Origin of the sequence: Syntrophorhabdus sp., from assembly GCA_012719415.1 — a bacterium.
GTDB lineage: Bacteria > Desulfobacterota > Syntrophorhabdia > Syntrophorhabdales > Syntrophorhabdaceae > Delta-02.
Window position 1 is genome coordinate 1 of record JAAYAK010000056.1, and the last position, 21,202, is coordinate 21,202.

General features: G+C 59.7%; 23 protein-coding genes. 9 read left to right on the forward strand and 14 right to left on the reverse strand.

Annotated features, from left to right (window positions below):
* The first annotated feature begins 82 nt into the window (after nt 1-82).
* From nudC to GXX82_03565, 6 genes are all read left to right on the forward strand, one after another.
* Complete coding sequence (gene nudC / locus GXX82_03540) at nt 83-880, forward strand: NAD(+) diphosphatase (GenBank protein NLT22098.1); 798 nt, start codon at nt 83-85, stop codon at nt 878-880.
* A 1-nt stretch (nt 881) separates the two neighbouring features.
* Nucleotides 882-1,850, forward strand: coding sequence for an alcohol dehydrogenase catalytic domain-containing protein (locus GXX82_03545; protein ID NLT22099.1), 969 nt, complete (start codon nt 882-884; stop codon nt 1,848-1,850).
* A 93-nt stretch (nt 1,851-1,943) separates the two neighbouring features.
* Nucleotides 1,944-2,663 (forward strand): hypothetical protein, encoded by a 720-nt coding sequence (locus GXX82_03550; protein ID NLT22100.1) that lies wholly within the window; start codon nt 1,944-1,946, stop codon nt 2,661-2,663.
* A 50-nt stretch (nt 2,664-2,713) separates the two neighbouring features.
* Nucleotides 2,714-3,415, forward strand: coding sequence for an ABC transporter ATP-binding protein (locus GXX82_03555; protein ID NLT22101.1), 702 nt, complete (start codon nt 2,714-2,716; stop codon nt 3,413-3,415).
* Nucleotides 3,412-5,901, forward strand: coding sequence for an FtsX-like permease family protein (locus GXX82_03560; GenBank protein NLT22102.1), 2,490 nt, complete (start codon nt 3,412-3,414; stop codon nt 5,899-5,901). Before GXX82_03555 ends, GXX82_03560 begins: the two co-directional genes overlap by 4 nt.
* Nucleotides 5,898-7,046, forward strand: coding sequence for a carotenoid 1,2-hydratase (locus tag GXX82_03565; GenBank protein ID NLT22103.1), 1,149 nt, complete (start codon nt 5,898-5,900; stop codon nt 7,044-7,046). The genes GXX82_03560 and GXX82_03565 overlap by 4 nt, the downstream gene beginning before the upstream one ends.
* A gap of 159 nt (nt 7,047-7,205) precedes the next feature.
* Here the strand turns inward: GXX82_03565 and GXX82_03570 are convergent, their stop codons facing one another.
* Nucleotides 7,206-8,783: a GNAT family N-acetyltransferase gene (locus tag GXX82_03570; GenBank protein NLT22104.1), complete on the reverse strand. Its 1,578-nt coding sequence runs from the start codon at nt 8,781-8,783 to the stop codon at nt 7,206-7,208.
* A 164-nt stretch (nt 8,784-8,947) separates the two neighbouring features.
* On the opposite strand from GXX82_03570, the gene GXX82_03575 reads away from it, so the two are divergent.
* Together GXX82_03575 and GXX82_03580 are read left to right on the forward strand one after the other, a co-directional pair.
* Complete coding sequence (locus GXX82_03575; GenBank protein NLT22105.1) at nt 8,948-9,928, forward strand: DUF523 and DUF1722 domain-containing protein; 981 nt, start codon at nt 8,948-8,950, stop codon at nt 9,926-9,928.
* A 143-nt stretch (nt 9,929-10,071) separates the two neighbouring features.
* Nucleotides 10,072-10,401 (forward strand): hypothetical protein, encoded by a 330-nt coding sequence (locus GXX82_03580; GenBank protein NLT22106.1) that lies wholly within the window; start codon nt 10,072-10,074, stop codon nt 10,399-10,401.
* A gap of 82 nt (nt 10,402-10,483) precedes the next feature.
* On the opposite strand, the gene GXX82_03585 is transcribed toward GXX82_03580, so the two are convergent.
* Both GXX82_03585 and GXX82_03590 read right to left on the reverse strand, forming a co-directional pair.
* Nucleotides 10,484-10,705, reverse strand: a complete 222-nt coding sequence (locus tag GXX82_03585) for a hypothetical protein (protein NLT22107.1) — start codon at nt 10,703-10,705, stop codon at nt 10,484-10,486.
* A gap of 18 nt (nt 10,706-10,723) precedes the next feature.
* Entirely contained in the window at nt 10,724-10,912 is a 189-nt protein-coding gene (locus GXX82_03590) for a hypothetical protein (GenBank protein ID NLT22108.1), read from the reverse strand.
* Nucleotides 10,913-11,078: 166 nt separating this feature from the next.
* Between GXX82_03590 and GXX82_03595 the strand changes: the two genes are divergently transcribed.
* Nucleotides 11,079-11,567, forward strand: a complete 489-nt coding sequence (locus GXX82_03595; GenBank protein ID NLT22109.1) for a hypothetical protein — start codon at nt 11,079-11,081, stop codon at nt 11,565-11,567.
* On the opposite strand, the gene GXX82_03600 is transcribed toward GXX82_03595, so the two are convergent.
* The 11 genes from GXX82_03600 to dusB all read right to left on the reverse strand — a co-directional run bounded on the left by GXX82_03600 (nt 11,552) and on the right by dusB (nt 20,999).
* Nucleotides 11,552-12,349 carry an A/G-specific adenine glycosylase gene (locus GXX82_03600; protein ID NLT22110.1) on the reverse strand — a complete coding sequence of 266 codons (798 nt, stop codon included), beginning with the start codon at nt 12,347-12,349 and terminating at the stop codon, nt 11,552-11,554. The genes GXX82_03595 and GXX82_03600 overlap by 16 nt on opposite strands.
* 58 nt (nt 12,350-12,407) lie before the next feature.
* Complete coding sequence (locus tag GXX82_03605) at nt 12,408-12,569, reverse strand: hypothetical protein (protein NLT22111.1); 162 nt, start codon at nt 12,567-12,569, stop codon at nt 12,408-12,410.
* A 31-nt stretch (nt 12,570-12,600) separates the two neighbouring features.
* Nucleotides 12,601-13,398: an undecaprenyl-diphosphate phosphatase gene (locus tag GXX82_03610; protein ID NLT22112.1), complete on the reverse strand. Its 798-nt coding sequence runs from the start codon at nt 13,396-13,398 to the stop codon at nt 12,601-12,603.
* The gene (locus GXX82_03615; protein NLT22113.1) at nt 13,395-14,174 is read right to left on the reverse strand and encodes a TonB family protein; all 780 of its coding nucleotides are present in this window, start codon (nt 14,172-14,174) and stop codon (nt 13,395-13,397) included. Before GXX82_03615 ends, GXX82_03610 begins: the two co-directional genes overlap by 4 nt.
* Nucleotides 14,167-14,580 carry an ExbD/TolR family protein gene (locus GXX82_03620; protein NLT22114.1) on the reverse strand — a complete coding sequence of 138 codons (414 nt, stop codon included), beginning with the start codon at nt 14,578-14,580 and terminating at the stop codon, nt 14,167-14,169. The genes GXX82_03615 and GXX82_03620 overlap by 8 nt, the downstream gene beginning before the upstream one ends.
* Nucleotides 14,577-15,233, reverse strand: a complete 657-nt coding sequence (locus GXX82_03625; protein NLT22115.1) for a Tol-Pal system subunit TolQ — start codon at nt 15,231-15,233, stop codon at nt 14,577-14,579. The genes GXX82_03620 and GXX82_03625 overlap by 4 nt, the downstream gene beginning before the upstream one ends.
* Nucleotides 15,234-15,568: 335 nt before the next feature.
* Entirely contained in the window at nt 15,569-16,687 is a 1,119-nt protein-coding gene (hemW, locus tag GXX82_03630) for a radical SAM family heme chaperone HemW (protein NLT22116.1), read from the reverse strand.
* A complete protein-coding gene (lepA, locus tag GXX82_03635; GenBank protein ID NLT22117.1) occupies nt 16,680-18,476 on the reverse strand; it encodes an elongation factor 4 in 1,797 nt (598 codons plus the stop codon). The genes hemW and lepA overlap by 8 nt, the downstream gene beginning before the upstream one ends.
* 52 nt (nt 18,477-18,528) lie before the next feature.
* Complete coding sequence (locus GXX82_03640; protein ID NLT22118.1) at nt 18,529-18,879, reverse strand: hypothetical protein; 351 nt, start codon at nt 18,877-18,879, stop codon at nt 18,529-18,531.
* Nucleotides 18,880-18,961: 82 nt separating this feature from the next.
* Entirely contained in the window at nt 18,962-19,900 is a 939-nt protein-coding gene (locus tag GXX82_03645) for a hypothetical protein (GenBank protein NLT22119.1), read from the reverse strand.
* A 61-nt stretch (nt 19,901-19,961) separates the two neighbouring features.
* A complete protein-coding gene (gene dusB / locus GXX82_03650; protein NLT22120.1) occupies nt 19,962-20,999 on the reverse strand; it encodes a tRNA dihydrouridine synthase DusB in 1,038 nt (345 codons plus the stop codon).
* Between the last annotated feature and the right edge of the window lie 203 nt (nt 21,000-21,202).

Below are 21,202 nucleotides of genomic sequence, written 5' to 3' on the forward strand. Positions count from 1 at the left end.
CCGCGTCCGGTCTTCTTCTTGACTTTCCCAGCCTCATGCAGTATTGAATCATACACCGTTGAAAGGAGGAAATGAACCGTCAATGAACAACACTGTCGATGCAGGCCTTGTCTTCCTGCTCAACGGCCCGAAACTGCTTGTCGACCTGTCATCGGGTGTGCCCGGTATACCCGACACGTCCGTCGCGGAGCTACTCGGGCTGTCCCTTGCGGACGGCTATCGACTCGGCTCCATCGATGGCGCCGATTGCCATGCGCTGACCGTTGCCGGCGAGAGCGAGCCTCCCCCGGGCATGGCTTACCTGGGCCTCAGGAAGCTCTTCGGAACCCTCAACGACACCCGGTATGAGATGGCCGTCAGGGCCCTCGCCATCCTCAACTGGGACAGGACCTGCCGCTTCTGCAGCGCCTGCGGGGCCCCGCTTGGACGACATGAGACCATCCTCGCCAAGGTGTGTGAGGCCTGCGGCTTCACGATGTTCCCGCGGATATCCCCGGCGGTGATCGTCCTCGTGGAAAGGCAGGAAAAGGTCCTCCTCGCGAGGGCGAGCAGATTTGCCGAGAACCTCTACAGCGTTCTCGCGGGCTTCGTGGAGCCCGGCGAGACGCTGGAAGAGACGGTACTCAGGGAAGTCCGGGAAGAGGTGGGCGTGGAGGTGAGCGATATCCGCTACTTCGGCAGCCAGCCCTGGCCTTACCCCGATTCCCTCATGATAGGCTTCACGGCCTCCTGGGCGGCCGGTGAGATCGCCGCGGACAACGACGAGATAGCCGACGCACGGTGGTTCGCCGCGGACGACCTGCCGAAGATACCGGACAAACTGAGCATCTCCCGATCGCTCATAGATTGGTTCATCGACAAGCACAGGAGGGAAAAGTAGGATGCAAGCGATAGTCTTCGACGGACGCCTGAGGCTGACCGGCGACAGGCCCAAACCGGTCCCCGCACGCGGCGAGGTCCTTATCAGGATCGCCATGGCAGGCATCTGCAATACGGACATGGAGATAACGAAGGGGTACCTCGGGTTTCGCGGGATCATCGGTCACGAGTTCACCGGCGTCATCGAGGGGCAGGGCGGCAGGGCGGGCAGGCTCGTCGGGAAACGTGTTGTCGGCGAGATAAACTGCGGCTGCCGCCGGTGCGACCTCTGCCTCGGGGGTCTTGAAAAGCACTGTCCCCACAGGACGACCATAGGCATACTGGGAAGGGACGGCGCGTTCGCGGAATACATGACGCTTCCCGCCGGGAACCTTCACGAGATACCCGAGGGACTGAGCGACGAAGAGGCCGTCTTCACCGAACCACTCGCGGCGGCCTTCGAAATACTCGAGCAGGTCCGGATAGGTCCGTCCGACAGAGTGCTCGTTCTCGGCGACGGGAAGCTGGGCCTCCTCTCAGCCCTCGTGCTCAAACTCACGGGGGCACGACTGACCCTGGCGGGAAAGCACCCCTCAAAGCTCGGGATCGCCAGGGACCAGGGCGTCCCGGTGACACTGGCAAAGGACCTGCCGGCAGGCGGCACGTACGACGTCGTCGTCGAGGCAACGGGCAGCGCTCAAGCCTTTGAGACCGCTATGATGCTCACGAGACCGCGGGGTATTATCGTCCTCAAGAGCACCGTGGCCCATGGCACCCCCATCAACCTTGCTCCCCTTGTCATAGACGAGATAACCGTCATCGGGTCCCGCTGCGGTCCCTTCAAGCCCGCCCTGAAAGCGCTCGCCCGGGGCCTTGTCGATGTCAGGCCTCTTATCTCGGCGGTATTTCCCCCGGGAGAGGCAAAGAAGGCCTTCGCTGCGGCACGGAACCGCAACAACCTCAAGGTCCTCCTCGACTTCAGAAAGGGATAGGGCGCCGGCCCCCTTTTCCTTTTCATTGCCTTATACCGGTCCTGACGGTATAGTTTCACTATCATGGGTGGAAGGCGCGCTCCTTCGGTTGTGATGGCACTCAGGGACATGCTTTATGTCTCCTATCTCCTCCCCGCGGAGCGGATAGCGCGGATGGTCCCCCGCGGCCTCGTGCCGGCGACCGCGGACGGTAGCAACGGCTTCCTTTCTCTCGTCATCTTCAAGGGCAACACCAGGGAGGCCCTTCACGTCCCCGCCCCACCGATCCCTTTCGATCAGGTCAACATAAGGACCTATGTCATCGACCCGCGGACGGGCGGAACGGCCGTCTATTTCATCAGGTGCGGTATCAGCGGACGCTTCATCACCTTCATGTACCGGATGCTCTCGGGCATGCCCGTGGAGCACTGCGCCTTCGAGATCACAGCGGACACCGGCGACGCGGGGCATTACGACAGCTATCGCGTGGAGGGAGTCTGGCGCGGGCGGTTCACGATCACGGCCTGTGAGACCGCCCCGGGCGTAACCGGCCTTGACCCCTTCCCGAACGTCGACAGGGCCCTCCTTTACCTCATGGACCCCGCGGTGGGTCTCTATCCCGCGCGGGGAAGCCTGCGGCGCCTCGAGATATTCCACGAACCCCTGAAACCGCGGGTCTGCAAGGCCACCGGGGTCAGCTTTCCCTGCCTTGAGGAGCTGGGGCTCCTCAAGGGCGAAGAGATCGGTGAACCCCACGATCTGCTCCTCGTCCCGTACACGCCTTTCGAGATATTCCTGCCGCCGGAAAAGGAAAAGGGGCTTGGACATTCTTGATCTCGCGACATATATTTGATGTGCAAAAAGGATAGGTGGAAAAACCCCGGATGAACAGCGCATCTTCGATAATACGGACGTACGACCTGTGGAAACAGTACGAAACGGAGGGTCACGACGGGATGGCCTTGAGGGGTGTCGACCTCGACATCGAAAAGGGCCAGATCGTGGCCCTCTTCGGGAAAAGCGGCTCCGGGAAGACAACTCTTCTCAATCTGCTGGCGGGACTCGATGAGCCGACGCGGGGGCGGATCGAGATCGAGGGCGAGGACCTCGCCACCCTGGGAGAAAAAGGCAGGACCCTGCTCCGCCGCCACAAGCTTGGTTTCGTCTTCCAGTTCTTCAATCTCCTGCCGACGCTCACGGCACAGGAGAATGTCCTCCTCTCCCTGGAACTCGCGGGTCGCCCCGACGAGCGGCTCGCCCGTGAGTCCCTGGGCCTCGTGGGCCTTACCGGCAAGGAGCACCGGTTCCCCCATGAGCTTTCCGGCGGGGAGCAGCAGCGTGTCGCCATAGCCCGCGCCCTCGTCAAGAAACCTCCCATCATCCTCGCCGACGAACCGACAGGAAACCTGGACTCCGCGACGGGGGTGCAGATACTCACCCTTTTGACCGACCGCTGCCGCGACGCCGGTGCCACCCTCATCATGGTGAGCCACGCCCTGAACACATGCGAGTACGCCGACAGGGTCCTCAGGATGACCGACGGGAGGGTGTTCGAGGAAACCTCCTGTGAGGGCCTCGCCCCGTGAGAGGCATCATCCGGTCATTCCTGCGCCACCTCAGACGGCGGAAGAGTCTCAGCATGCTCCAGCTTTTCGGCATAGCCCTGGGGGTGGCCGCCGCGGTGGGGATGACGCTCGCCTCCCGCTCGGCCCTTCAGAGCCTGGGAAGCGCCGTCGATTTCCTGCAGGGAGGGACAACCCACACGATCGCGCGACCCGCGGGACCGATGGAGGAGACGGTGCTCACCGGCATCATGAACGATCCGGCGGTGAGGCACTTCGCACCGGTCATCGACCGGAAGGTGCGGCTCACGGGAGGGGAACAGGTCCGCATGCTGGGCGTTGATCCATTCCTGGACAGGAACGTCCGCTCCATCACGGCCCGGATAGGCGCATCCAGCGGTGACGGCGGGACGGAGGGAATGTTCTCGTCGTTCCTTTTCGATCCCCGGGCAGTCCTTGTGGACGAAAACATGGCAAGGGACCTCAACCTTTCAGCGGGCAGCACCATCTCTACACTGCAGGGGCCCCTGAAGGTCGCGCACGTCTTCTCCAATCCCTCCGGAGAACCCCTCATGATCATCGATGTGGGACATGCCCAGGAGCTCTTCCGCATGAGAGGTCACGTCGACCGCGCCGACCTTGTCGTCACCGATGAAGAAGCGTTCCGGCAGCGATGGGCAACAGGCTTCACCATCGAATCCAACACCCAGAAGGCCCGGAACCTGTCGGCCCTGCTCGGCGCCTTCAAGCTCAATCTTGAGGCGCTGTCGCTCTTCGCCCTCTTCGTGGGCATCTTCCTCATATACAACACGGCCATGTTCGCCGTTGTCAGCAGGCGCAGAGACGCCGGGATACTGCTCGCCATCGGCGCGTCCAGAGAACAGGTGGCCGGCGCCTTTCTCGTCGAGGTCCTTCTCCTCGGAGTGGCAGGAGGCGCACTCGGAGGGGTCCTCGGCTACCTCCTGAGCAAGGTGCTTGTCGAGATCGTGGGCGGCACCATAAGCACTCTCTACTTTTTCCTGAGGCCCTCGCCGCTTCCCTGGTCGTCCTCGAACCTGGTGGGCGGGATACTCCTCGGCTCAGCCGCGAGCATCGTGGGCTCCCTGCCGCCGCTCATGGAACTCCGCCGTGTCCGGCCCGTCCACGCCCTCAGGGGAAGGACGGCCATACGGGGCTCATCGAAGAGGATGAGGATGATCGCCCTCTTCGGAGCCGCATGCCTCGCCCTCGCCCTCATTCTTTTCGGTTTGTCTTTCCTCCACGCGTACGTTGGTTTCGCGGGGGCCTTCGCCTTTCTTCTCGGTGCGAGTTTTTTCGCGGGCTTCGTCATCGTCGTTGCCACTCCCGGGATGAAACGTCTCTTCTCCCGCGCCATGGGGCTTGCCGGCAAAATAGCGATCGGCAGCATCAGGGAGAACCTGGGGCGGACCTCCGTCGCCGTGGCCGCCTTCATGATCGCCCTGTCCATGTCCATCGGCCTCGGGTCCATGATCGACAGTTTTCGCCGGTCCCTCGTGTGGTGGATGGACAGCCAGCTCCGGGGCGACCTGTACATCTCGACGAAGGCCGACGTTAACGTCCCGGAAGAACTCTACGAGGAACTGAAGGCCATGCCGGGTATCGGAGGAATAGACGTCTTCCGCAATGTCCCCATAACCTTCCATGGAAGACCGGCATCGATCACATCCATAGACGCCTCGGTCCTCGAGCGATACGACCGGTTCGGCTGGCTCGAGGGAGATGACGGCAGCTGGGACCTGGTGAAGAGGGGTGACGTCATCGTTTCCGAAAGTTTCTCCCGGCGCTTCAAGGTCGGAAAGGGCGCGCGGATCACCATCGAGACGGCCCGCGAACCCGCGGAGTTTCTCGTGGCAGGCGTCTACTACGATTACGCCTCAGAGCACGGGGTCATCATGATGGACCGCTCCCTGTACCTCAGGCTCTTCGGTGACAGGACCATCAACAGCCTGGGTATATTCATCGATGAGGGAAATCCCGATCGCGCACGGATCATCGAAGAGGTGAAACGCCGGGCCCGGTCCTTCGGCCTGCCCTTCGCCACCCGGGAAGAGTTCCACGGGAGGATACTCGACATCTTCGACAGCACCTTCGCCGTCACGCGTTCCATGCGTGTCCTCGCCGTCATCGTGGCCTTTTTCGGGATAGCGGGCGCGCTGATGACCCTTTTCGTGGAGCGGCAGAAGGAATTCGGAGTCTATCGCGCCCTGGGGTTCACCACGGGTGACGTGGCGCGCATGACCATCGCCGAGAGCCTGGGGCTCGGGCTCGTAAGCTTCCTGATGAGCGTGATCGTGGGGACCGTCTTCGCCCTCATCCTCATCAAGGTCATCAATCTCGAGAGCTTCAACTGGACCATCTTCTACCATTTCACGGCGCGTCCCTACCTCGTGACGGGCCTGACAGCACTCGCGGCCAGCGTGGCCGCCTGCGCGTACCCGGTATGGTCGGTGATCCGCAGGTACCCCGTCATGCAGATCAGGGAGGAATGAGAAAGATGGAGACCCGGCCCACCCTTTTATCCATCTCCTTCACCTGTCTTCTCGGCTTTGTCCTTCTGTGTTCCCTCTTCGCCTGTCTGCCCCGGGAGCTCTTCGGGCAGGGATGGAGGCAGGCCGAGGCGGCGCGGCGATGGTCCTTTCCCCGCGACCATGGCAGCCATCCGGACTACAGGACCGAATGGTGGTACTTCACCGGGAACCTGGCTGACAACGAGGGAAGGAGATACGGATACCAGCTCACCTTCTTTCGCTACGGCCTCGCGCTCAATGCAAAGAACCCCTCAAACCCCTGGTCCGTGCGGGACGTTCACCTGGCGCATTTCGCCATCACCGACGTGTCGGGGGGCGGCTTCCACTGGCGCGACCGTATGTCACGCAAGGGACCGGGTCTCGCCGGGGCAAGAACGGATGTCATGGACGTCCACGTCCTCAACTGGTCGGCCCGCATGAAGGACGGCCGGATAATCATCACCGCCGCTCATGACGGGATGGATCTCCAGCTTGAGCTCGCACCCGAGAAGCCTCCCGTCCTCCACGGCCGGCAGGGGCTCAGCAGGAAAGGCCCTCTGCCGGGGCAGGCCTCGTACTACTACTCCTTTACGGACCTCAACACACGCGGCACCCTTAGAGCGCCCGGCATGAACGGCCCCGTGGCTGTCAAGGGAAGGAGTTGGTTCGACCAGGAGTTCGGCTCCAACCAGCTGTCGCCTCAGCAGGCCGGCTGGGACTGGTTCGCCCTGCACTTAAGCGACGGCCGCGACCTTATGGTCTACTACCTGCGTAAAAAGGATGGCACCTTTGAGAGGGAGTCCTCGGGCACCCTTGTCGAACGTGGCGGCACATCGCGGTACCTCTCCCTCGGGGAGATGCAAACAGATATCCTCTCCTACTGGAAGAGCGCGAAAACGGCCGGCCGCTACCCGGCGGCATGGCGCATCAGGATCCCCGCCGCCGCCATAGATGTTACAATAAGACCCCTCATCGCCGACCAGGAACTCGTCACAACCGCCTCGACGGGCATCACCTACTGGGAGGGGGCAGTCGACGGGAAAGGAACGTCGCGAGGGAAAGAGGTGACCGTCGAAGGGTACGTGGAGCTCACCGGCTACGCGGGAACACTGGGGGGAAAGTTTTAGAACGGTCGCAGGTTGCAGGTCTCAGGTCGCCGGAGAAAATGCCGCGAAAGGGGATAGGCCTCTGGCACAATTGGTGGCCAGCGCGGTTCACGTGTGACGCACGTTCCTGTCTTATTCCTGAGACCTTCCTTTGTCTCTGGAATGGAACAGGGAGTTTTTCTAGAAGATCCAGATGGTGCCGAGGAAGACGCCGGCGATATCGACTATGATGTCGGGTCTGTTTTCCTTCAGATCCCAGGGCACGAAGTAGACGAGGTTCTCGATCTGCTCCCTCATCCGGGAGCCAAAGGTCGCGAGGAGCCTGTCGCTCACCTCGTTGACGGTTGCTATCATGGCGCGATCGATCCCCGCGGCGCGATTGAGTTCCTTCAGGCGGGAGGATGTCCTCAGCTGGTCAAGGGCCTCCTCGATATGTATCCCGCCCACCTTCCTGTAGAGGATGTATATGTTCCCCTTTTCCCGCATGATCGCCTGGGGAGGGTTGATGGAGACGCTGGCCCCCCGAAAACGCAGACCCGAGAACTCCCCCGCGATCCTCGGCAGGAACTCCCTCTTCCTTTCCGTGGCTGACAGGAAACTGCCGGAGACACGTTCCACCATGTAGTCCACGCCCTCGTGATGGAGTTCCTTGAGCTTCGTCGGGTCGAATCCCAGCTCGAGAATGTCGGCGATCGTGAGATCACCATGCCGCTCCACCCTTGTCGCCTCGACTCCTTCCACCAGGTAGGGACGCCGGTACAGGGGCAGGTCCTCGATGCGGCTCAAGGGTTCCCGGAGCAGCCTCTCCACAAGCCTCAGCAAGGACTCATCCTCGCTCCAGACCTCCCGCCAGTCCTCCCCGAGGCCCCACAGGGAAAAACTCTGGAGGGGAAGGGACCTGACCTCGTCGGAAATGTGAATCTGATCGAGGGATTCCCCGCCCGTGTATCCCAGCAGAGTGGAGATGCGCCTTCTGAACCCGAGCATCTTCGTCACGAATTTAGTGAACATGAAACACATAAGGGGAGTCGACGTCCCCTTCGAGAGCTCCTCCGCGAAGAGCCTCTCGAGGGCCTTGTAGAGGAACCGGAACTCGTCGATGGTCCGCTTCACCATCGACTCGTTGTCGTACATGTCGATCACGGGTCTCTTCTTCATGACCTTGAAGAGGACCTTCTTGAGATCGCACCGCACGTCCGCCGTCCTGACCGATTCGGGGACGAAGGCCATGTAGTGCCCCTTTTCAGTGATCAGGCTGTCGCCGATCAATCTCTCGACGGGCTCCCAGCCGAGCCCGGCATAGGTGTTGTACGTCGGGTCATCGGGCGGGATGATGTTGTCGAGAAGCGCCACGGCCTTCCTGCTTTCCGCGAATTCCTTGTAGGCCCTGAGGATGCTGCACCCCAGGCCCTTTCCGCGGAAGTGGACCAGGACTTCCACGTAGACGAGGTAATAGCAGGGGATGGGTTTGCGTGAATAGACCATGTTCAGGTAACCCAGAATGTCCCCTCCCTCCGTGTGGATCTCGAAGGTATGAAAAGGGTGTCTGCCTCCCTTCGGCTTGAAACGTCCGATCCCGCAGCCGTGCACGGTCCTGTCGATGAGCCCGCTCACCCCGTCAAAGATCTCATAGGGGGACAGGGCGGTCCTTCTTTCCCCGTGATCGCCGAGGGTCATATCGATGATGGGCAGGATCTCGTGAAGGGTCATCTTCAACCTGTCGAACCTGTCCCTGATCTCCCTGACCTGCGCTTTCATGACACCACATGGATATTTTAGCAAGTTATGTGCCATTTGCGGGCGTTTCGGCAGAACACACCCGGGGATGAAGGGTCCCGCAGGGGCCGGTGGGGAAGAAGGTCTTCAAAACCTCTTGCTTTGCACGATGATGGCGATTAGGATTATAAGGATAAGGAGCGTCAATGGCAGGGAACGACAAGGGTTTGCGGGAAAACTCCCCGGGAAAGATACGGATGGGTGTAAGCGCGTGCCTTCTGGGGCGGAAGGTCCGCTACGATGGTGCGCACAAACAGGACCGATACATAACCGACACCCTGGGGCAATTTTTTGACTACGTCCCCGTCTGCCCCGAGGTTGAATGCGGCCTGCCTGTTCCCCGGGAGGCCATGCATCTTGCCGGCAGCGTTGACGATCCCCGACTGGTGACGATCAGGACAGGCATCGACCATACCGCGACAATGAAGAAATGGGCTGAGGTGAAGCTTGATGAACTGGCACGGCAGGAGCTCTCAGGCTATATCTTCAAGACCAAATCTCCGAGTTCCGGCATGCGGGGTGTCAAAGTCTACATCGGCTCGGGCCCGCCCGTCCACCGGGGGGTGGGCATCTTCGCGGCGGCCTTCATGAAGAGGTTCCCCCTCGTACCCGTGGAGGATGAGGGCCGGCTGCACGACCCGGGGCTGCGGGAGAATTTCATCGAGCGCGTCTTTGTCTTCGAAAGATGGCGAGAGTTCACGAAAAGCAAGGGCTCGCTCGGGGGTCTCGTCGAGTTCCATGCGCGCCATAAACTCCTTGTCATGGCGCACAGCCCGAAACACCTGTCGGCGCTGGGCAGGCTCGTCGGCAACGCGAAGCGGTATGGGAAGGACCTTGGCGATGCGTATATCGAAACCCTGATGGACGGGCTTCGCCTGATCGCGACAAGCCGGAAGAGCACCAACGCTCTCCATCACATCGCGGGCTACTTCAAGAAGGAGCTGAGTGCCGACGAGAAAAAAGAGCTTCTCGAGGTGATCGACAGGTACCACCGGGGATTGATACCGCTCGTGGTACCCGTCACGCTCCTCAACCATTATGTGCGGAAATACGACAAACCATACCTGAAGGAGCAGTATTTCCTGAACCCCCATCCCGTGGAACTGATGTTGAGGAACCATGTGTGAAAGATAGAGTTCGGGATGAAGGTGCCGGGAACAGGACGGCACGCCTGCTACGCGGGCCCACTTCTCTTCAAGGTATGCCGCCATGGAACGAAGGTCATGGACCCGACCCGATTTAGGGTCACGCAAACCGAAGGAGGTCGATAATGAGAAAGGTGATCATTTCTCTTTTTGTGGTGGCGGCGTTCCTCGCCGTCTCCTCCCAGGTCTTCGCGCTCACTCCCAAACCGCAGAAGGGGCAGAAGACCGAGAGGTTCACCGGCAGGGTGACATCGGTCAATGTCCTGGGGATGACGATGGTCGTGGAATCGATGAAGGCGGGGATGACCTTCGACATCGGCGGGGCGAAGCTCACGGGATACAAAACAGTCGACCGCATCCGGGAAGGCGACCGCGTAACCGTTCAATACCTGATGAGCCAGGGAAAGGCGACGGCCAGGACCATCACGAAGAACAGATCATACCAGAGTAAATGACCGGCGAGCATCGTGACGGTCTTGACCGGCCATATGTGGAAAGGGGCCGCGCGAAAGCCCGGCCCCTTGTCTCGCAGACCTCTTAACCGCTGCAGCCGGAGCCGCAGCCGCCTGAACTCGACGCGCAGCAATCACCACCCTTGCCCGACAATGCCGATTTCAGAAGAAAACCCGAGCCCATTGGGGACTCGACGAAATCAATGCTGATGGGTTTTGCCTCTTCATAGAGACCCTTATCAATGATGAACTTGACTCCCTTCTCCGTAAATGTCTCATCGCTCGCTAACGGCCCATCCAGGGCCATGCCCAATGAGGGCCCCGATCAACCGCCCTCGGTCATCATTATCCTGACCGACTGGGGTTCTCCTTTCCCTTCGAGGAGCTTCCTGATCACCTCGCCGGCTTTTTCTGTTACATCGAACATAAGCACTCCTTTTTCTACCAGACTGGGTATCTCAAGATCTATACCACGTCCCATTAAGATATACACAATTGACCTTTTGTCAAGCATCAAGGCATAACTGCTTGAAATTACAAATGTCCGTAAAGAATTCGCTCCCAAGCGCCAGGCACCCGCTTTTCCCCCATACCTTGACGGTCCAAGAAAAAGGGTGATTTTGCCCCGTGACAGGCTATACTTGAAAGAGGTATTTCCGAACCGTGGAGGTGATCATACGATGTCAGGAACCATCATGCAAGGGTTTGCCGGGTTTCTGGCCGGTGTTGCGGCCGGCGTCGTCATGGGCATTGTGTCCGACCTGGCCGCCCGATCGCGGCTCTTCAGGTCAAGCATGTTCATGGTCGACGGGAGCTTTCTCCTGAGAACGTTCGGCGTGAAGGAGAGTTCGATGGCCCTGTACGCCGCCGGCATTCCCATGCACCTCGTGACAAGCGGGGTGTTCGGCGCAATCTACCCGGTGGCGGCCCGGTTCGTGAACCTTGATACACTTTCACCCGCCCTCGTGGCCCTCTACGTTCTGTTCCTCTGGCTCTCCATGCTTTTTATCGCCCTGCCCACCGCCGGGCAGGGTCTTCTCGGCAACAAAGCGGGATCGCTGACCTGGCTCGAGCAGCTTGCGCTCCACGTTGTATTCTTTGTCGTATATTACGGAATGCTCAGGGCCATCGGTGACCCTGCGGCGGCCATGGCTCAGGCTATCCGGTAGCCCCCCCTTTCCCGGACAATAAGGCCCTCCCCGACCATGGTGTCGAGCACTGACGCCAGCCGGTCCGCGTCGCGGCCCGTGGCCGCGGCGATGTCCTCGACGGATAGGAGGCCGCGCGCGAGGAGCCCCCTGATCGCTTCTCCCCTCAATTCCCTGTCGGAACCGGTGAAGGAGGTCTGCTTTGAATAGTGCGCGCTCCTCCTGTTCGCATTGGACCCGCCCCTTCCCAGCGACGACCCGTAGTCCATCAGGGCGTAGTACCAATCCCGGGGGTTCGACGGGTCGAGGGCCGCTTCGACGAGAGGGATGATCTGCCGGTCCGAGACCTCCGTCCCACCGGGGAAGAAGTGGTGGATGAAGACGCGCCTGATATTCGTTTCAATGAACACCGCTGACATATTGAAGGCGAAGGCCATTATGGCCCCCGCCGTGGCCTCACCGACGCCCGGCAGGTCGAGCAACGGCCCCCGGTCCCGGGGAAGTCTGCCCGAATGCCTCTCCATCACCACCCCCGCAAGGCGCTTGAGCGACAGTGCCCTGCGGTTATAACCGAGGCCCTGCCAGGCCGTCATTATGTCCGTCAGGGGCGCGGCTGCGAGGGACGCGAAATCCGGCAGCGATCGGACAAAAGGCTCATACTTCTCCCTCACCCTTTCAACCCCGGTCTGCTGAAGCATGATCTCCGAGACGACCACCCTGTATGGCGTTATGTTCTCCCTCCAGGGGAAGGTGCGCCTGTTGCGCCTGTAGAACTCCAGGACCTCCTGCCGGAACGAGACCATGTCCGGCGTTGTCGCTCGAAGCTCGCCGGGCGGTAGGGGACTGCGCCCCGAGGATGCTCTATCTGTCTTTGAACCTGGCAATGTCTTCGGGGGTCAGCTCGGGCAGTTCCCGGATGATGTCACAGATACAGAGTTTCATGCAGGGAAGGTTGTCGGGGTCATAACGAACAAAACCACTTTCGATGGTCTTCGCGTCCCTGTCCTTATCGTCCTCATCCATGGCCATAGTGTAAAGCGGCAGATCGCCGATGTCAAACGCGGGGGACAAGGGAGAAGACGAGGATGACCAGGGCGAGGCCGATGCGGTAGTAGGCAAAGATATCGAGAGTGTGCCCCTTCAGGTACCCGATGAGGAACTTGAGGCTGGCCGCTCCGAAGACGAAGGCCGAAAGCATGCCCATGGCATAGAGGGACACCCCGTCCCCCTGAAAGTGGACGTGCCGCATTTCGTAGAGCGACACCCCAAGGATGATGGGTATGGACAGCATAAAAGAAAAATCGACGGCCTCGCTTTTCTTGAGACCAAGAAGCAGGGCCATGGTGATGGTAACACCGCTTCGTGACGTGCCGGGCACGAGGGCGACGGCCTGGGCCACGCCTATCGCGATGGCGATGGGCATGGTCAGCTCGCTCCTCTCGATGTTGATCCTCTCGGACAGGATCATGAGGATGGACACGAGGGCAAGCATGAAGGCGGCTACGAACGGCGCCCTGAGGTAGGTCTCTATGATGTCCTTCCCGAGAAAACCCGCGACCACCGCGGGGATGGTGGCTATGGCCATTTTGAAGAGCATGGAATCCGTGCCCCGGCCATCCCGAAAGTCGACAAGACCCTCGATGACGACACGGAAGAACTTCTTGCCGTAGACGAGGATAACGGCGAAGAGTGTCCCGAAGTGGAGCATGACATCATATGTCAGCGGGTTGATGTTGCCCTGGGAGATATTGAAGAACCAGGGGATGACGATAAGATGGGCGGAGCTGCTGATGGGGAGAAACTCCGTTATGCCCTGCACGGCACCCATAAGGATGCTCTGCAGGACCGTCACGAGATCCCTCCGGGAACGAACCGGAACCCTATCTCCAGGGAATCGGCGTTGAGGGATTGCGGGATGGTGGGCAGCGGCTCCACCGCCCTCAGGACGCGAAGCACGGATTCGTCATATACCCTGTTGCCCGAGCGTTTTTCGATGTTGATATCGGTGATGCGCCCGTCCTTTCTCACCTTGATCGTGACGATCGTCTCCAGTTCCCTTTTTGCCGTGCCGGGAACGTTCCAGGCATTCTTTATCTTCTCGTAAACGTCGAGAAGATACTTCTGCAACGCGGGATCAAGGGGTGCGCCGGAACCGCCGCCCGTCCCGGGCAATCCCATGCCTGCACCCGTGCCTCTGCCGGAGCCGCCCGATCCGGCCTTGGCGACGTCTATGTAATCCGTCTTCTTCCTGATATTGCGTATCCGTTCTTCGAGCCGGTCAACCTCTTCCTTCGTTGCCTTCGTCTTCGGAGGGACCTTTTTCTTGGAAAGGGAAACGGCGTCATCCTCTTTCTGGATCGGCTGCGGCTTCTTTGGCGGGGCCTTTTTTTCCTTGACGACCGGTGCGGGTTTATCGGGCTTCGGCTCGGGCTTCGATTGCACCGCGGCCTTCGGCCCGGCCGATCCGCCTCCGAGGCTGCCCGTGCTGCCCACGAGGTTGACGGAATACGCGGAGGACAGGTCGATCTTCCTGGAGGGGAATTTTATGGGTATGGAAAAGACGCCAAGCACGATGATGTGAAGGGCCAACGATATAACAAGCATTTTGGTCCAGGCTTCTTCACTCATTTCTATCCAGCGGCTTCGTTACTATGTTCACTTTGTCGACACCGGCTTCCCTGATGGTCCCCATGCACCTCACAACGAACCCGTAGGGCACATCCTTATCGGCGCGAAGGAATATCTCCTTCTTGTCCTTGTTGGCGAAGAGAAACTGTATGGCAGCCTTGAGGTCCCTGGCTTCGATCTTTTTCTCGTTGAGAATAAGCCTCTGGTCCTTCGTGATGTTCAGGATCTGCGGCTCGTCCTTGGCGGGAAGGGCCTTCGCCGTCACATTGGGGATGTCGATGCCCAGACCGTGCTGCATCATGGGCGCCGTTATCATAAAGACGATGAGGAGCACAAGCATGACGTCAACGAGGGGAATGACGTTGATCTCCGACAGCGGCCCCTTTGAATCGCCCCGTGTTTTCATTTCTCCAGGATATTCACCAGGTAGATCGCGGCATTCTCCATGCGAGAGAGGATCCTCTTGAGCCTTCCCAGGAAGTAGTTGTATGCGAGAACCGCTGGTATGGCGGTAGCCAGGCCCAGGGCCGTGGCGATAAGCGCCTCGCTTATGCCGGGCGCCACGACGGCAAGGCTCGTTGTGCCCCGCACACCAATTTCACGAAAGGAATCCATGATGCCCCAGACGGTTCCGAAAAGACCTATGAACGGCGCGGTGTTTGCCGTGGTGGCAAGGAAGGAAAGCCTCCGTTCAAGCTTGACCGATTCATCGGATATGGCGATCCTGAGCATGTCCTCGATGGCGGGGATATCCTCCCTCCGGATCCTGCCGGGGTTGTCCTTCTGTCTCGAGGTCACTTCCTTATAACATGCTAGTACAAGGCGGTAGAAGGCGTTGTCCTGGCTGTCCCGGTACACCGAGATGAGCTTCTTGAAGGAATCGGCCTCCTTTACGGCCTTGAAGAACCGGTCGCCCTCGGCCTCCGTCCTGCTGTACTGGCGATACTTCATGAATATGATGGTCCAGGCGACGATGGAAAAGAAGAAAAGAATAACCATCACGGCTTTCGCCATCGGTCCCGCCGAGAGGATCATCCCGATGAGCCCGCCCGTGTACATGTCTGCGCTTGAAACGTCCATTTTGCGTGTAGAGATTACAACAAAACTCGGTGGTTGTAAAGGAAAGAAAAACCCCCTGGTTGGGTGCCAGGGGGAAGGGGGGTTATTATGAGAAGCTTGTGGAGGTGAATTTCGCGTTAAGTGATGCTATGTGAAATAATGCACGTTATCGCCAAAAAACTCCCTTTTGTTTCACACACTGAATTCGGGCCAATCGTAAACACCGTTGATTTCAAGCTATTCCCGTCTAAGATATGTGAATTATTTAACATAGCTTGAGTTATGATAATGTATTACGAAATCTTTGTCAATAAAAAAATTGTTCCGGTAAACTGCTATTCGGAAACCATTAATGGAAGCCTGTCCGCAAAGAGGTAACCTGTGAGGGTCGTGACTATCCTCTCGCCACGGACTTCCACAAAACCCTTCTGTTGGAGATCTTCCAGGCGGTTCGCGCAACCCTTTCCGGACAATTCCTTCAGCTCCACCCCCCACATCGTCCTGAAACCGAAAAGGAGACGTTCAAGACGCATCTGTTCTTCGGAAAGCGTTTCCGAGCCCTCCACAGCAAAAGAACCGCTGTTCAACTGACCGAGGTACGCATCGAGATTGCGATGGTTCCACCATCTTCTTCTTCCGGAGAAAGAATGAGCGGACGGCCCAAGGCCGAGATAGGGTGTGTGCTGCCAGTACTTGACGTTGTGGCGTGAAACGCTTTGTTCCCCACGCGCGAAATTGGAGACCTCGTAATGCACGAAACCCTGTCCCGTAACGTACTCCGACATGCCAAGAAAGAGCTTCGCCGCCCTCGCGTCATCGGGAAGAGCGAGCCCCCCCTCCCGGGCCAGCCGGGAGAAGGGCGTGTCACCCTCCACGGTAAGCTGGTAGCAGGACAGGTGAGCAGGCCCATAGGAAAGAGCCAAACGCAGCGTCTTTCGCCACGACCGAACGGTCTGACCCGGCAATCCATAGATGAGATCAATGCCGAATTCGGCGAAGCCCGCCTCCGCCACAAGCCGGGCGGCTTCTTCAGCCTGCCGGCCGCTGTGACGCCTCCCCAGGAAGCGGACCTCATCGCCGTCGAAGGATTGGACACCAAGGCTGACACGGTTCACCCCAAGTGAACGGTACAGGGCAAGCTTCTCCTTCGTCACATCGTCCGGGTTGAGTTCGATGGTCACCTCCGTCGTGTCATCGAACCGAAAGACACCACGAAGACCCGCTATCAGACCCTCGACCTCATCGTCATCGAGAAGCGACGGGGTCCCGCCCCCGATGTAGAGTGAGTCGAACCGGGGAAATTCCGGGCTGTTGAGGGATGCCTCCCCGAGAACAGCCTTCAGCCATTTTCCGGCATGCTCCGTTCCCAGTACAGAGTAGAAATCGCAGTAGGGGCACTTTGTCTTGCAGAAAGGCACGTGGACGTAGAGGCCGGGGTGACCCGTCCTATTCATCGTCAGTTTTGAGGGCGGCGAGGAAGGCGCTCTGGGGAATCTCGACGTTGCCGACGATGCGCATCCTTTTTTTGCCCTTTTTCTGCTTTTCCAGGAGCTTCCGCTTGCGGGTGATGTCACCGCCGTAGCACTTCGCCGTAACATCCTTGCGGTACGCCGAGATGGTCGAGCGGGATATGATCTTCCCCCCGATCGCACCCTGTATGGCTATCTTGAACTGCTGTCTCGGTATCTCGTCCTTGAGACGGTCGCAGATCCTGACGGCCCTGTCCCGGGCGCTGTCGCGATGGACGAGAATGGACAGGGCATCCACCTTCTCTCCGTTCACGAGGATATCGAGCTTCACGAGACTGCTTTCGCGATAATCGATGAGTTCGTAGTCAAAGGAACCGTACCCCTGGGTGATGCTCTTGAGCCTGTCATAGAAATCGAAGATGACCTCGGCGAGAGGCATGTCGAAGGTTATCTCCACGCGCCCCGGCGTCGGATAGCTCATGTGCGAATTGACGCCCCGCCGTTCCATGCAAAGCTTCATCACGGCCCCGACATATCGCTCGGGTATGAGGATGCTGGCACGGATGAAAGGTTCCTCCGATGACTTTATCGTTCCGGGGTCAGGATAATAGAGGGGATTGTCGACGTCGAGCACCGTGCCGTCGTCGAGATGGAAACGGTACTGCACGCTCGGCGCGGTCATGATGATGGACTGGTCGAACTCTCTTTCGAGCCGCTCCTGTACGATCTCGAGGTGCAAAAGACCCAGGTATCCGCAGCGGAACCCCTGGCCGAGGGCCGCCGAAGAGTCCTTCTGATAGACGAGGGAAGCGTCGTTGAGCTTGTACTTCTCCAGCGCCTCGAGGAGTGACTGGTAGTCATCGGACGCGATGGGATAGATGGAGGAAAAGACGACGGGCTTGACGTCCTTGAAGCCGGGAAGAGGCTGCGGCGCCGGCCGCGCATCGAGGGTGACCGTTTCCCCGATCCTCGTATCGCTCACCGTCTTTATCCCGGCTATGATGTAGCCGACCTCCCCTGCCGACAGCTCCTTCTGCGGCTCGCGGTTGATCCGAAAGACGCCGACCTCTTCGACGCGGTACGTGGTTCCCTGGGACATGAGCCGGATCGTGTCCCCCTGCCTCACGGTGCCGTCGAAGACGCGGCAGCTCACTATCGTGCCGCGAAAGGAATCGTAGTGCGCGTCGAAGATAAGCGCCGTCAGGGGTTTTTCGGCATCCCCCGTCGGCGGCGGTATCCTGTCCACGATGGCGCGCAGGATGTCTTCGATGCCGGTGCCGTCCTTTGCCGAACAGAGTATCGCCGTGTCCGGGTCGAGCCCGAGCTCGTTGTCGATCTCTGTCTTCACACGCCCCACGTCAGCCACGGGAAGGTCGATCTTGTTGATGACGGGGATGATGACGAGGTTGTGCTCCAGCGCCGCGTAGAGGTTCCCCAGCGTCTGGGCTTCGACACCCTGAGAGGCGTCGACAAGGAGGAGCACCCCCTCGCAGGACGCGAGCGCCCGCGACACCTCGTAGGAAAAATCGACATGTCCCGGCGTATCGATGAGGTTGAGCTCATATTCCTCTCCCCTGTCATCGACATAGGGCAGATCGACGGTCTGGCTCTTGATGGTGATGCCCCGTTCCCGCTCGATGTCCATGGTGTCGAGCATCTGGTCCCGGAACTGCCGGTCATCAACGAGCTTCGTGTACTGGATCAGACGGTCGGCCAGGGTCGATTTGCCGTGGTCGATGTGCGCGATTATGCTGAAGTTCCTGATGTGTTTCATAAAAAAGCGTTCATTCTTCCCGGTCCCGCATGGGGGGACGGCACGAGGCCGCTCACCGCGACCTTTTCACTATCTCCACATCGACCTCGCCGCCGAAGACCTCGGCGAGCTCCCTGTTGAGGCTCTCCACGTCCTCTTCCCTATCCGCCTCGATCACGAGTTCGCGGTCGTCGAGGATCTTGAGCCGGCCGTACTTCCTGACCACCTCGATGACCTCCTTCGGGTCCGTGGTCACCCATCCCTTCATGCGCCTGACCAACTCTTCCCCGTTGAAAGACCTCTCGATCGTCAGGTCCACCCTGCGCCTCTTCGCCTCCCATCCGACAAGCGAGGGCTGGGCGACCATGGGAGTCACGGGATCGTGCATCGCCGCACACCGGAACCACAATTTTGCCCTGACCATTGGCTCAAGCCTCCTGTGCGATTGTTTTAAAACCAATCCTTAAATTAATGGTTTGCCAGTGCAAAGTCAAGGAATTGGGCCGTCACTTGAAGTCGATGACGACGGGGTCCTCAAATTCCAGCTTGACTCCCTCGATGCTCTTCAGCGCCGTCTTCATTTCCTCCAGGGACTGCGGCTTTTCCCTGTCGATCTTCTTGAGAAGCTCCGCATGGTTGAGGAGCCTGCCGAAATCCATCTCTATGAGGGTGATGTTCCGACCCGAGCGATGGGTTGCGTTCGTCTTCACGATATCACCATCAACAGCGAGAACGATGCTGACCCTCATGCCCTTGAAGATGGCCTTCATCATCTCGATGGCATTGGGGTCGTCCTTTGCCGGCTCCTTCGGCGCCGTCTTTTCCTTTTCATCCTTCTCCGCCGGCTTCGGGGGAGGCATGTGGACGGCGAGCCTGGCCGGAGACCCTTTTGTAAAAACGAAACGTATCCTGTCCTTGCCGGGGGTATCCTTGCTCCCGGCGTCCCCGGCCTTGTCTTTCTCCTTGTCCGCATCGCTAAGGGGCGTCTTGCTCCCCGGGTTCTGATTCAGCATGACCTTGCCGATATCCTTGAAAGCGTACACCGCGGTATAGCCGCTGGCCGAATCCGACCTCGCCGGCTTCACGGAGACGAGGCGGACCCCTTCTCCGAGATCCTTTGCACTGTTCCGCGCCTTCTCCATCATCCCCGCCACGACGTCATCGTGCTTCTTCGCGTCATCCCGGGCGGACGTCTGCCCGGTCTTGTCCTTTCCTTCCTCGCCGAGGCCCTTGCTCATCTCCTGCATCATCTCTATGAACTCGTTGCCCATGAGAACGGTCTCTTCGATGGTACCGCTCCCGTCGGGCTTCACCGTGACGGATATGGTATCGTCGATACAGCCGGAAAGGACGAGCGCAGCAGCCATGACGACGGCAACCCTCAGCGCGAACCATGCCGGACGCACCCTTCCGCCCGTGACCGTGCGTTCTCCGTAACGGAACATGTCTCCTCCCTTGATAATGGAACTCAGGAAAATATGGTCAATGCTACCAGCCCCCGGCAGGTCAGTCAAGACAATTTGAGACACCAGAGCCACGAGCGCCGACCGCGCCTTTTCCCGCAGGCCGGCCGCGTCCCGGAGGTCTTTGCGCGAGTTCGTCGATCACCTCGATGAGGCCTTCCTTCGTGCCCGTTCTGAAGGCCCTGTCACGAAGGGGCCGCAGGCCCGAAAGACCCCTCGTGTACCAGATGAAGAACTTGTGGAAGATACCGACGCCCCTCTTCTCCCCCCAGTGCGAGACGCACAGGTCGAGGTGGCGCTTCATGACGGCGGCACGTTCGGCAACGTCGGGCCCCGGCGGCACCGTCCCGTCGTGAAAGAAGCTCATGACATCCCTGAATATCCAGGGGTTGCCGAGGGCCCCGCGCGCGATGGCCACGCCGTCGCAGCCGGTCTCGGCGAACATCCTGCGGACCCTGTCGACGGACAGGTTGTCTCCCGAGGCTATGACGGGGATGTCGAGGGCCTTCCTGACCTCCCTGATAACCCCGTAGTCGACGGCCCCGCTGTACCCCTGCTCCCTCGTCCTTCCGTGTATGAACAGGGCGCTGATGCCGGCATCCCGGGCATAGAGCGCCACGTCCCGGGCGTTGACGGAACCGGCGTCCCATCCGGCACGGATCTTGACGGCGACCGGCAGCGGAGTCGACCGCACCAGTACGGAAAGGATATCGCGAAGCCTTTTCGGGTCCGTCATGAGGGCGGCGCCTTTCCCCTTGCGCGTGACCTTCGGAGAGGGACAGGCCGCGTTGAAATCGATGAGGTCGCAGGCGTGCATGGAGAGTCTCTCCAGCGCGAGCGGTATCTGCGACGGACTGTTCCCCAGGAACTGCACGCCCAGGGGCCTGTCATCGGGCGAAGAGCTGAGCATGTGAGTGGTCCTTCTGTCCTTGTGGGAAATGGCATTGATGTCTATCATCTCCGTGAAGGCAAGGGGCGACCCGAAGGACCGCGTGATGAGACGAAACGGCAGATCGCTCACCCCCGCCATGGGAGAAAGCATGACGGGAACGGGAAGCTCGATATCGCCGATCTTCAGCATGGCTTATTCTATGCTCTTGCCACCGGAGGTGTCAATCGCGTCGCAGGTTGCAGGTCACAGGTCACAGGTCGCAGGTTGCAGGTCACAGGTCGCAGGTCGCAGGTCACAGGTCACAGGTCGCAGGTTGCAGGTCACAGGTCGCAGGTCGCAGGTCACAGGTCACAGGTCGCAGGTTGCAGGTCACAGGTCGCAGGTCGCAGGTC